This window comes from Helcobacillus massiliensis (assembly GCF_014191425.1).
In the GTDB taxonomy this organism is placed as follows: domain Bacteria; phylum Actinomycetota; class Actinomycetes; order Actinomycetales; family Dermabacteraceae; genus Helcobacillus; species Helcobacillus massiliensis.
On sequence record NZ_JACHWP010000001.1, the window covers coordinates 685,672 to 697,590 of the forward strand.

At 69.5% G+C, this 11,919-nt stretch carries 10 protein-coding genes; 2 read left to right on the forward strand and 8 right to left on the reverse strand.

Annotated elements, in window-relative coordinates; translation table 11 throughout:
- The first annotated feature begins 75 nt into the window (after positions 1-75).
- Positions 76-324, forward strand: coding sequence for a preprotein translocase subunit SecG (gene secG, locus FHX50_RS03150; RefSeq protein WP_183374355.1), 249 nt, complete (start codon positions 76-78; stop codon positions 322-324).
- On the opposite strand, the gene FHX50_RS03155 is transcribed toward secG, so the two are convergent.
- The 5 genes from FHX50_RS03155 to FHX50_RS03175 all read right to left on the reverse strand — a co-directional run bounded on the left by FHX50_RS03155 (position 299) and on the right by FHX50_RS03175 (position 6,460).
- Positions 299-1,198 carry a MurR/RpiR family transcriptional regulator gene (locus FHX50_RS03155; RefSeq protein ID WP_343064033.1) on the reverse strand — a complete coding sequence of 300 codons (900 nt, stop codon included), beginning with the start codon at positions 1,196-1,198 and terminating at the stop codon, positions 299-301. The two genes, secG and FHX50_RS03155, sit on opposite strands and share 26 nt — an antisense overlap.
- Positions 1,191-3,320, reverse strand: a complete 2,130-nt coding sequence (locus tag FHX50_RS03160; protein WP_183374357.1) for an N-acetylmuramic acid 6-phosphate etherase — start codon at positions 3,318-3,320, stop codon at positions 1,191-1,193. The genes FHX50_RS03155 and FHX50_RS03160 overlap by 8 nt, the downstream gene beginning before the upstream one ends.
- 7 nt (positions 3,321-3,327) lie before the next feature.
- Positions 3,328-4,155: a carbohydrate ABC transporter permease gene (locus tag FHX50_RS03165; RefSeq protein ID WP_239375384.1), complete on the reverse strand. Its 828-nt coding sequence runs from the start codon at positions 4,153-4,155 to the stop codon at positions 3,328-3,330.
- Complete coding sequence (locus FHX50_RS03170; RefSeq protein WP_246370642.1) at positions 4,152-5,102, reverse strand: carbohydrate ABC transporter permease; 951 nt, start codon at positions 5,100-5,102, stop codon at positions 4,152-4,154. The genes FHX50_RS03165 and FHX50_RS03170 overlap by 4 nt, the downstream gene beginning before the upstream one ends.
- Before the next feature lie 65 nt (positions 5,103-5,167).
- Entirely contained in the window at positions 5,168-6,460 is a 1,293-nt protein-coding gene (locus FHX50_RS03175; RefSeq protein ID WP_183374361.1) for a sugar ABC transporter substrate-binding protein, read from the reverse strand.
- 123 nt (positions 6,461-6,583) lie between these two features.
- On the opposite strand from FHX50_RS03175, the gene FHX50_RS03180 reads away from it, so the two are divergent.
- A complete protein-coding gene (locus tag FHX50_RS03180) occupies positions 6,584-7,549 on the forward strand; it encodes an N-acetylglucosamine kinase (RefSeq protein WP_183374363.1) in 966 nt (321 codons plus the stop codon).
- Here FHX50_RS03180 and pgl read toward each other — a convergent pair.
- The 3 genes from pgl to tal all read right to left on the reverse strand — a co-directional run bounded on the left by pgl (position 7,532) and on the right by tal (position 11,900).
- Positions 7,532-9,238 carry a 6-phosphogluconolactonase gene (pgl, locus tag FHX50_RS03185; RefSeq protein WP_183374365.1) on the reverse strand — a complete coding sequence of 569 codons (1,707 nt, stop codon included), beginning with the start codon at positions 9,236-9,238 and terminating at the stop codon, positions 7,532-7,534. The two genes, FHX50_RS03180 and pgl, sit on opposite strands and share 18 nt — an antisense overlap.
- Positions 9,235-10,689 carry a glucose-6-phosphate dehydrogenase gene (gene zwf, locus FHX50_RS03190; RefSeq protein ID WP_221187164.1) on the reverse strand — a complete coding sequence of 485 codons (1,455 nt, stop codon included), beginning with the start codon at positions 10,687-10,689 and terminating at the stop codon, positions 9,235-9,237. The genes pgl and zwf overlap by 4 nt, the downstream gene beginning before the upstream one ends.
- Positions 10,690-10,775: 86 nt before the next feature.
- Positions 10,776-11,900, reverse strand: coding sequence for a transaldolase (tal, locus tag FHX50_RS03195; RefSeq protein WP_183374367.1), 1,125 nt, complete (start codon positions 11,898-11,900; stop codon positions 10,776-10,778).
- Positions 11,901-11,919 lie beyond the last annotated feature (19 nt).

Here is an 11,919-nt window from a genome sequence, read left to right on the forward strand (position 1 = left end):
GCATGACACAGCACCGGGCGCGGCGTAGTCTTGGATGCGACTGTTCGACGTCGAGGAAAGAGTCACCCGCTGCCCATGGACACCCTGAAGATCGCCCTGTTCGTGGTGCTGGCCATCACCAGCATCCTGCTCATCCTGCTCGTGCTCATGCACAAGGGACGCGGCGGCGGCCTGTCCGACATGTTCGGGGGCGGCATCTCCGCGGGCGCCGGCTCGTCCGGCGTCGCCGAACGCAACCTCAACATCCTCACCGTGATCGTCGCCCTCATCTGGGTGGGCAGCATCATCGGCATCGGGGTCATCCAGCGCTTCTACCCCGGCTGATCGCAAGGTACGTCCGTGACAGGGCGCTGCGGGCCGATTCGATGTCCCGCTGCGCCGTCGCGATGAACAGCATGTCCACCACGCTCAGCTGAGCGATCCTGGACGCGGTCGCACCGGAGCGCATCTCCGATTCCTGCGCCGCGGTCAGCAGCACGACGCCGGCCCCCTCCGACAGCGGAGAGCGGCCTGCGTTCGTCACTCCCACGGTCCGCACTCCGGCGCGCTTCGCCGCGGCGAGCACATCGATCGCATCCGTCGTGAACCCCGAATGGGACACGATCACGGCGGCATCGTCGCCGTCGAGCAGCGCCACGCCCGGCAGCCCCTGATGGACGTCGGTGAACGCGACGGCGCTGCGGCCGATCCGCGCCAGCTTCTGCTGCAGGTCCAGGGCCGCGAACGCTGACGCCCCCACCCCGAACGTCACGATCCGCTGCGCGGAGGCGAGAGTGTCGACAGCCCGGCCCAGGGCGTCCAGGTCGAGCTGGTCGGCCGTGTCCTGGACGGCGCGGGCGTCGGCGAACGCGATCTTCGCGACCGTTTCGGCGAGCGTGTCCGAAGCGGACAGATCATTCCCCAGCATCTGCGCCTGCGCATCGCCGGCGAACGATGCGGTGCGGCCCTCATTGAACGCGATCTCGGTGCGCAGCATCGACCGCAGCTCCCGGTAGCCGGACAGGCGCAGTTCGCGGGCGAGGCGGACAGCGCTCGCCTCTGACGACCCGGCCTCGCGCGCCACCTTCGAGATCGTCATCGCGGCAGCAGCCGACGGGTCCGCCAGCAGCAGTCGCGCCACCCGGTCCACGGCCGGAGGCAGTGTGGGACGGGCGTCTCGGATCAGTCGCAGCACCGACGGCCGGTGCTGGTCATGCACGGCGCAGCTCCTCAGCGGCCGTGCGGATCCCGGAGGGGTCGCCGTCACGGGACGGGTCGGGCGGTGCCGCGGCGCGGGCGGCGCGGGCGGACTCGCGGACGGCGGGATCCGTCGGGTCCTCGCCTGCGAGCAGGATGACGAGGGCGGTGCGCAGCTCCCCGTCGCAGGCCCGAAGGGCGGCACGGGCGCCGTCGGCGTCGATGCCGGTGGCGGTGGCGAGGATGCGGGCTGTGCGCTCCACCAGCTTCTCGTTGGTGGCGCGCACGTCGATCATGAGGTTCTCGTAGGTGGTTCCCAGCCGCACCATGGTGGCGGTCGAGAGCGCGTTCAGCGCCATCTTCTGTGCCGTTCCCGCCTTCATCCGGGTGGAGCCGGCGATCGCCTCAGGGCCCGTCGGCAGCAGCACAGCCACATTCGCGAGGCCCGCCAGCGGGGCCGACGGGTTCGCGGAGATCAGCCCGGTGCGAAGGCGGCGGGCACGGGCCGCTTCGAGTGCGCCGCGCACGAACGGGGTGCGGCCGGAGGCGGCGAGTCCGATGACGGTGTCGCATCCACCGCAGTGCTCGGCGATCAGGGCGGCGCCGGCGGCGCTGGAGTCCTCAGCGCCCTCCACGGCGTGGAACATCGCGCTGGGTCCGCCGGCGAGGTGGGCGGCGAAGACGTCGGAGTCGGCGTTGAATGTGGGCAGCAGTTCGGCGGCGTCGAGCACGGCGAGGCGCCCGGACGTGCCGGCGCCGACGTAGTGCACCGTTCCGCCGCTGACGATGGTGTCCACACAGATCTCGGCGAGTTCGGCGATCTGCGCTGCCTGGGAACGGACGGCGTCCACCGAGGTCTGCTCCTCGGCGAGGATGAGGTCGACCGCGTCCGGGGTGCTGACCGTGTCGATGTGTCGGGTGCGCTCGTTGCGCTGCTCCGTGGGGACATCGGCCGCGCTGACTGACGATTCTCCGGCCGCACGTGCCTCATCACCCACCTGCCACAGGTGCGCCACCAGGGGCTCCAGATCGGACGAGGCGGGGCGGGTGGGCGCTGTGACGCGGCGGGCACGCTGGCAGCGCGCGGCGCGTTGGTGCGCGTCCCGCAGCTGCTCGCGGGTGAGGCGGCCGGAGCCGACGGCGCCCAGGATCGCATCATGCGCCGCCGTCAGCAGGTCATGTTCGCGGGCCTGCAGCGGGGAGCCCAGGCACAGAAGGTGCGCGCCCGCTTCCAGCGCCCGGATGCAGCCGTCGCCGAAGCCGGCGGCGTGGGTGACGGCCCCCATATCGAGCGCGTCGGTGACGATGACGCCGGTGAAGCCGATCTCATCCAGGAGGTCTGCGGACCAGCGGGAGAGGGAGGCAGGTCCGTCGCCGAGGGCGGGGACCTCCAGGTGGCCGGTCATGACGGCGTCGACGGCGGCGGCGCCGTCCATCTCCCCGGTCCAGAGCGCAGAGAACGGCTCGGCGTGGTCACTCAGCACCGTGGCGCGGTCCAGGCGGATGGTCGGCATGGACAGGTGGGAATCGGTGTCGGCGTCGCCGTGGCCGGGGAAGTGCTTCGCGCAGGCGGCGACCCCAGCCGAGTGCAGACCGCGGGTGAACGCCGCGGCGTGCCGCAGGGCAGCGGCCGGGTCGGAGGAGAACGCGCGGTGCCCGATCACCGGGTTCTCCGGGTTCGTGGCGACATCGGCGACGGGCGCGAAGTCCATGGTGATGCCGAGCTCTGCCAGCAGGGCGCCGAGGGCGGCACCGGCACGTGCGGTGAGGTCCTCATCGTCGGCGCGGCCGAAGACGGCAGCCGCGGGCAGCGGGCCCTCATGCCGGCTGGTCTCCGCCTGGGTCAGAGGTGCGGTATCCGTCGGCCGGCCGGGAGGCCCGCCGAATCCGTCACCGTGGCCGAACAGGCGAGTGACGCGCCCGCCCTCCTCGTCGATCGCGATGATGGGGTCTGCTCCGGCGTCCCGGATCTGCGCGCACAGGCGCTGCGTGGCGCCAAGGGTCGGGGTGTTCGGGGCGAACAGGGTGATGCCGCCGAGGCCGGAGGCGAGGGCTGAGCGCATGAAGTCGCTGAGTTCAGTGCCCTCCATCGGGGCGAGGAGGACGCCGAGGACATCAGGGTCCCAATCGGTGCGTGGGCTCATGGCGGGCTCACCCCTTCACGGCTCCGGCGGTGAGGCCGGACGCCAGGTTGCGCTGGACGAGGACGAAGAAGACCACCACCGGCAGGGCGATGATCGTGGAGGCCGCCATGACAGCGCCCCATTCCGCGGTGTTGGTGGTGAAGAAGGTCCGCAGTCCCACGCCGACGGGGTACTTCGAGGAGTCCGTCATGAACGTCAGGGCGAAGATGAACTCGTTCCACGCGGTGATGAAGCTGAACACTGAGGTCGCCACCAGGCCGGGCGCCACCAGTGGCAGCAGGACGGAGCGGAACATGCGCCACCAGGACGCGCCGTCCACGTAGGCCGCCTCCTCCAGCTCCTTGGGGACAGCAGCGACGAAGCCGCGCAGGTTCCAGATCGCGAACGGCAGTGAGAACGCCAGGTACACGATCACCAGCCCGAGCAGGGAGTTCAGCATGTTCAGCGACTTCGCCTGCAGGAAGAGGGGGATCACGAGCGCTTCGAGCGGCACCATCTGCACCACCAGCACCATGATGAGCACCACGGAGCGGAACCGGAACCGGAAGCGCGCCACCGCCACCGCCGCGAGCAGGGCGATGGCGCCGGAGGCGACGACGGTGCCGAGCGCCACCAGCAGGCTCACCTTCACGTACTGCAGGAAGTCCGCTTCCACCAGCACCCGATGGAAGTGGTCGAGGGTGAACCCGGATGGCAGCAGGCCGGCGCCGCGGGCGTCCGCATGGGGGTCCACGGCGGTGCTGAGCATCCAGTAGAACGGGAACAGGGCGTAGATCAGCACCACGGCGATGCCGAACCCGGTGAGGATGCGGCGTGCGGGGGAGGGGCCTCTCACAGGTCGTCCTCCTTCAGAAGAGTCCGCAGGTACACCACGGAGATGACGAGCAGAAGGGCGGTCAGGAGCACGGCGATGGCGGCGCCCATGCCGTAGTGGCCCTGCCCGGCGGCTTCGGTGTAGGACCAGACGCCGAGGTTCATGACGGATCGGTTCGAGCCGTCACCGCCGGGCATGAGGTAGATCTGGGTGAACACTTTGAAGTCCCAGATGGTGGAGAGGATGAGGCACACGGCGAAGATGGGCCGCATGGTCGGCACCGTGACGGAGGCGAAGCGCCGCCACGCGCCGGCGCCGTCCACGCGGGCCGCTTCGTACAGCTCCTTCGGGACCGTCATCAGGCCGGCGAGGATCGTCACCGCGATGAACGGGAACCCGTGGTAGACCACGTTGAGAGCGGCGATGCCGTAGAACGCCCACCGGTTGTTCCACCAGTTGACGGTGTCCGCCTCCAGCAGACCGAGCCACTCCAGCACACCGGCGACGAACCCGGAATGGGGATCGAACAGCCACACGAAGATGTACGTGCCGGTCAGCGCCGGCACCGCCCACGCCACCATGATCGCGGTGGTGCAGATGATGCGCCACGGCGTGGACAGGGTGTTGAGGAACAGAGCCACCACCGTTCCCACCAGCATGGTGGCGGCGACGCACACGGCGGCGAAGCCGATGGTGTTCGGCAGGACCGTCAGCCACAGGTGATCGTCGGTGAGGATCTTCTGGTAGTTCTCCAGAACGATGTACTCGCGTTCGCCGCGCAGGAGGTGGCGCAGCCGGAACTTCTGCAGGGACAGGTCCGCCACGCGGATCATCGGCCACAGCAGCAGCACGCCGAGGGTGATCAGGGCGGGCGCCAGCAGCAGCCAGGGCGGCAGGGCCCGCCGCAGGCGCGCGGCCCGGCTGGGGCGGCGCACCGACGGCGCGGCGGTGGAGGGGGCAGTGCTCAACGGGAACCTCGAGACGAGCGGAATCGGGCAGGGGGGGGAGAGTACGGGACGACTGGGCCGACGGGTCAGTCGTCGAAGATCTGGTCCATCTCCTTCGCGGCGTCCTGGCATGCGGTCGCCGCGTCCTTCCCTCCGGTCAGCACGGTGTTCAGAAGGTTCGGGATGGTCTTCTTGCCTTCGACCTGGCCCCACAGTGGGGTGACGGGCACGGACTTGCCGCCTTCGGTCATCTGCTTGGCGAATACGGCGGTGAGGTCATCACCGCTCGTGACGACCTCGTCGAGGGCGGACTGCTCACCGGGGAAGAAGTTGGTCTGCTTCGCCCAGTTCGCGGCGAACTCGCCGGTCGTCATCAGCTTGATCAGCTCGAACGCCAGCTCCGGCTCCTTCGTGCCGGTGAAGCGGCACAGGTGGGAGCCGCCGAGGAAGCTCGGGGCCACCTCGGAGTCCTTCGCGGGGATGGTGAACGCCATCAGCTTGTCGTACAGCTCCGGCGACTTCTCCTTGATGGTGGCGGGCACCCAGGAGCCCGTGATGAACATGCCCACATCGCCCTTCTGGAACGCGGCGAGGGCGTCGGTCTCCTTCCAGGTGGAAGCGGCGGGGGTGGACAGCTTGTGCTTCAGCGCGATGTCCGTGTACCAGGTGACGCCCTCCACGGCGGGGGAGTCGGCGATGGCGGCCTTCCAGGTGTCGCCGGACTGCTTCGCGATCTCGCCGCCGGCGCCCCAGATGAACGGCAGCAGGCCGAACGGGGAGCCGCCGGAGATGGGGAACGGGATGGTGGAGGGGTCCTTCTTCTTCAGGGCCTGGGCAGCGTCGAGCAGCTCCTGCCAGTTGCCGGGCTGCTTGTCGACACCGGCTGCGCTGAGCAGGTCCTTGTTGGCGAGGATGGAGCGGACACCGGCGTACCAGGGGGCGCCGAACACCTCGCCCTCAAGCGTGGCGGACTCTTTGAGGGCCTTGACGTACTTTCCGCTGAGCCCGGCCTCCTCGAGTTCGTCGCCGATGGGGTCGAGGCCGCCGGCGTCGGCGAACTCGGGGGTCCAGGTGGTGCCGACTTCGGCGACGTCCGGGGCGCTGTCCCCGCCCATGACGTTGACGAACTTGTCGTGGGCGCCGTCCCAGGGCTGCACTTCGACCGTGAGGTCCGCCTGGGTCGCCTCCTTGAACTTCTTCTTGAGGTCGGCGATGTAGGCGTCGGTGGAGGGGTTGGTGCCCTCCATGATCCAGAGGGTGAGGGTCTTGCCCTTGCCGTCGGTGCCGCTGCCCTTCGAGGAGTCGGAGCCGCAGGCCGCGAGGCCGAGGGCTGCGGCGCTGGCTGCGCCGCCTGCGAGGACTGTCCGCCGTGCAATCATGAGATCTCCTTTGACCCGACCGGTGCTGAGCTGTCACCGACCGCGAAGTGAAAATAAGTTTTATCGACTCGCGATGGACTGCAAGTTACCATGATCGGGTTGTGACGTCGAGAGGAGGATCACATGCCGCGCTTGATCCTGGGGGCCGACATCGGCGGCACCAGCACCCGCCTCCGCCTCACCCGCGGGGAAGTCCGCGTCGCCGAGCGCAACGGCGGCGGCTGCAACATCCGATCCTCCGGGACTGACGCCGCCGGGCGTGTCGCCGACCTCCTCACCGAACTCGCCGGGGACGCCCGCGCCGCGGGGGAGGACCTCGCGTCGGTGGAGGCGGCGGTGCTCGGTGTTGCGGGCGCCGGGCCGGCACGGCACGCGGAGGTCAGCGCGCTCCTGCTGCCCGCTCTCGCGCGGGCGGGCGTGCCGGCCGGGGTGGGCAGGGTGGTCGATGACCAGGTCACCGCGTTCACCGCGGGTGCCGGCCGGGTGGGGGCCGACGGGTTCCTGCTGCTCGCCGGCACCGGCGCCGCCGTGGCTCGGTTCGAACAGGGCCGGATGGTCGCCCGGGCGGACGGCATGGGCTGGCTGCTGGGGGACTGCGGCTCCGCCGTGGACATCGGCCGACGGGTGCTGCGCGCCGCCGCCGCCGATCTCGACCACCGAGGCCCCGCCACGGCGATGACTGCGCGGGTGCTGGAGGAGCTCGGCATCGCGGGCAGCACCAGGCCCGCGGGCAGCGGGGACGCGGTGGATGTGCGCCAGGCGCTGATCCAGGCGGCGGATCCGCTGACGCCCGCCCAGTGGGGCCGCTTCGCCCGCATCCCCGGCAGCTGCGCGGGGGATGTGGTCGCGCAGAGCATCATCGACGGCGCCGCGAGTGACCTCGTGGCGACGCTGGACGCGCTGGGTGCACCCGTCGGCGCCCTCGTGGTGCTGGCGGGCGCTCTGCTCGCCGCCGACACCCCGATCACGCGGAGGGTTGAGCAGGCGCTGGCGGCGCGGGGCCTGCAGACGACGCGAGCAGCAGAGCCCGTGGTGGGGGCGCTGCTGCTCGCGCAAGCGGATGAGGACGGGTCAGTGCTCGATCGCTGAGGCCGCCTCCGGATCAAGGAACCAGGTGGTGGAGACGGTGCCGCGCACGGCGGACGCCGGCAGGTTCACCGGGTCGATGTCGCCGTGGGCGCGGGCCGCGAACTCCGCCTTCTCCTCACCGGCCACGAGGAACACCACGTGGCGGGCCGCGTTCAGCATCGGCCACGTCAGCGAGATCCTCTCCGACGGCGGCTTCGGCGAGTTCCGCACCGACACCGCGGACCGGGTCGCATCGCCCGCGTCCTCATGATCGGGGAACAGGGACGCGATGTGCCCGTCCTCGCCCATGCCGAGCAGGACCACGTCGAAGAATGCGCGCTCCTCGTCGGTCTCCTCCGTGTGGGCGCTGTCCGCACCCAGCAGGGACAGCTGCTGGCCGTACCAGGCGGCGGCGTCGTCCAGTTCCATGCCCATGTCGCTGGCCGGCATCGAGTGCACGTTGTACACGGGGATGCCAGCGGTCAGCGTCAGCGCGGACAGGGCCGGGCGGTCGTTGCGGTCATCGGACTTCGTCTCCACGAAGCGCTCATCGCCCCACCAGACGTGGACCTTCGAGGCGGCCACATCGGTGGAGTGCAGCAGTTCGCCGATGCGGCGCGCCACCTGCGTGCCGGTGCGGCCACCGGTCATCGCGATGTGGGCGATGCCGCGCTCACGGACCGCTTCGTCGATCATCTCCACGGAGAACTGCGCCGCATGCTCGATGAGGTCGTCCTTGTCCTTCACCCGGATGTCCGACGGCGCCGGCTTGCCGGTCGCGAAGTCCTTCACATCCACGTGGTGGGGGAACGCCGCGGTCAGGACCCTGCCGTAGATGTCGTCCGCATCGAGGCGACGCAGTTCCTCACTGAGGAGGTCGTGCATGGTCCGCACCGGCATCGTCACCGACTGGTCATCGGTCTCGCCGGGGGTGGACACGATCACCGTGTGCGGGGAGACGCGGCGCAGCGTGATGTCGCCGTCCTCACGGTGCAGGGTGATGGAGATCAGACCGAAGTCGCCGTCGGTGTCCTTCACCGTCACCGGCACGCACAGGAAGTCCGCGAGCCACTGCCGCATCAGGGTCACCGTCGGCTTGTTGAGCTTCCCCTCGATGGTGACGGCGGTTGGGGCGCTGATCGGCGGCTGCTCGTACGCGGCTGCGAGCAGTCCCCGCCAGTTCGTCAGGCGGCTCCAGCACAGGTCCGTGTCGCCGGGATGGTAGTTGTGCGACAGGCGGCGGATCACCGCGTCCGGGTCGTCCGCGGCGAGCGCATCGGTGATGCGGCGGGTGGACAGCGCCCCCACCACGTCCTGGCTGGGGCACACCGGCGGAGCCGCCGACCACCAGGTGACGATCGGCGCATCCGGCAGCAGCAGTGGGGTGATCAGCGTGTCCATGCCGTTGACCACCAGGCCCGACGGGCGCAGCACGATCAGCTCACCGGCGCCGGCGTCGGCACCGACGCGGACCTCCGCGTCGAGCGCGTTGCGGTCGGTGTCGCCCTGCGGCACGATCACGATGATCCGCGCCGGATGCTCATGCGAAGCGTGGACGGCGACATCGATGCTGTCATCCAGGTGGTCCTCCGGGGAGATCACCACGAGAGTGGCGACCCGGCCGAGCGTGACCAGGCCCGTGTCCTCGCGCAGTTCGATCAGGACCCGGCTCACCTCGGACGTGGTGGTGTCCTTCATCGTGTGGATCATGGGCGCCTCCAATGCCGTCCGTCGCGGGCGAGCATGTCATGCGCCGTCTGGGGGCCCCAGGTGCCGGCGCGGTACGGGCTGGGCGGCATGCTCTCCGCCCAGAACTCGGTGACGGGATCGAGGATCGCCCAGGACAGCTCCACTTCCCGCTGGCGCGGGAAAAGTGGCGGGTCGCCCAGCAGCATGTCCAGGATCAGACGTTCGTACGCCTCCGGCGACTCCTCCGTGAAGCTGGAGCCGTACACGAAGTCCATCGAAACGTCCCGCACCTCCATCTGGGAACCCGGCACCTTCGAACCGAACCGCATCGTCACACCCTCATCCGGCTGGATGCGGATCACGATCGAGTTCTGCCCGAGGTCCTTTGTGTCCGTGTCGTTGAACGGGAGGAACGGCGCAGACTTGAAGACCACGGCGATCTCCGTGACCCGTCGGCCCAGGCGCTTGCCGGCGCGCAGGTAGAACGGGACACCCGCCCAGCGGCGCGTGTTGACGTTCAGCTGCATCGCCGCGAACGTCTCCGTTTCGGAGTCCTCCGGGATGCCCTCCTCCTCCAGGTAGCCCTTCACCCACTGGCCGCCCTGCCAGCCGCCCACGTACTGGCCACGGGCCGTGGAGGTGGCGAGGTCACCGGGCAGTTCGACCGCGGCAAGGACCTTCTCCTTCTCGGCGCGCAGGTCCGCGGCTTCGAACGAGATCGGCTCCTCCATCGCGGTCAGCGCGAACAGCTGCAGGAGGTGGTTCTGGATGACGTCGCGGGCGGTGCCGATGCCGTCGTAGTAGCCGGCGCGCGACCCGATGCCGATGTCCTCAGCCATCGTGATCTGCACGTGGTCCACATAGTTGGCGTTCCACACCGGCTCGAACATCTGGTTGGCGAAGCGGAAGGCGAGGAGGTTCTGCACCGTCTCCTTGCCGAGGTAGTGGTCGATGCGGAAGACGTCCTCCTCATCGAACACCTTCTCCACCACGTCGTTCAGTTCGCGTGCGCTCTCGAGGTTGTGCCCGAAGGGCTTCTCGATGACGACGCGCCGCCACGACCCGTTCTCCGACGCGTTCAGGCCGGAGTTCGCGAGCTGCTCGCAGACCTGAGGGAACGCCTTCGGCGGGATCGACAGGTAGAACGCGTGGTTGCCGCCGGTGCCGCGGGTCTCATCGAGCTCCTTCACCACGTCGGTGAGGCGCTCGTACGCGGCGGTCTCATCGAACTCGCCGGTGACGAAGCGCAGGCCGCCGCGCAGCTGGTCCATCACGCTCTGGCGGAAGCCGGTGCGGGCGCCCTCCTTCACCGCCTCTTCGACATAGTCGGCGAAGTCCTCATGCGACCAGTCGCGGCGCCCGAAGCCGACCAGGCCGAAGCTCGGCGGCAGCAGGCTGCGGTTGGTGAGGTCGTAGATCGCCGGCAGCAGCTTCTTCTTCGCGAGGTCACCGGTCACACCGAACATGACCATCGAACTCGGTCCCGCGATCAGCGGCAGGCGCCGGTCGCGGGGATCGCGCAGGGGGTTGTTCACTCGTGTCCTCCCGGTCGGCGCGCTCAGGCGTTCTCGGACGGCCGAGCGGAGCCGACGGTGTCCAGCAGCTCACCCCAGGCGTCGACGAACTTCGACACGCCTTCGGACTCCAGCTGTGCGAACACGTCCGCGAGGTCGATGCCGGCCTCAGCGAGGCGGTCGAACAGCTCCTCCGCCTTCTCCTCCTCATCGGCGGCGCTTGCGACGGTGAGGCGGCCGGAGGCGTCGCCGTGGTCGGCGAACGCGTCCAGGGTCTTCTCCGGCATTGTGTTCACCGCCGGGTCGGTGACGAGCTCGTCCACGTAGAGGGTGTCGGAGTAGTCTTCGTTCTTCACACCGGTGGACGCCCACAGGGGACGCTGCACATTCGCGCCCTTCTCCTTCAGCGCACCGAAGCGCTCCGAGGAGAACTCGCGGGCGTACAGCCCGAACGCGGCGCGACCGTTCGCCACGGCCGCCTTGCCGAGCAGTTCGAGGGCGTCGCCGCCGATCTCCTCCAGGCGCTTGTCGATCTCCGTGTCCACGCGGGAGATGAAGAACGAGGCCACCGAATGGATCGTGGCGAGATCGCGGCCGGCCTCTGCCGCCTTCTCCAGGCCCTCCAGGTAGGCCTCGATGACCTCCTCGTAGCGGGCGACGGAGAAGATGAGAGTGACGTTGACGCTGATGCCGCGGGAGATCACTTCGGTGATCGCCGGCAGACCCTCGAGGGTCGCCGGGATCTTGATCATGACGTTCTCGCGGTCCACCAGGTCGTACAGGCGCTGCGCCTGCTCGATGGTGGCGTCGGTGTCGTTGGCGTGGCGCGGATCCACCTCGATGGAGACGCGGCCGTCGTACCCCTGGGTGGAGCGGTACAGGTCCATGAAGACGTCGCAGGCGTCGCGCACGTCATCGGTGGTGAGTGCTTCGATGATGCCGTCCACGTCGCGGCCGTCGGCGTAGAGGCCTGCGATCGCGTCGTCGTAGTCCTTCGAGCCGGAGATCGCGCCCTGGAAGATCGACGGGTTCGTGGTCACACCGACCACGTTCTTCGAGGCGATCAGGTCCTTCAGGCCGCCGCTGGTGAGGCGGTGGCGGGAGAGGTCGTCCAGCCAGATGGAGACGCCGGCATCGGACAGGGCCTGAGTGTTCGGGTTCTGAGCCATGGGTTCCCAGTCCTTTCGG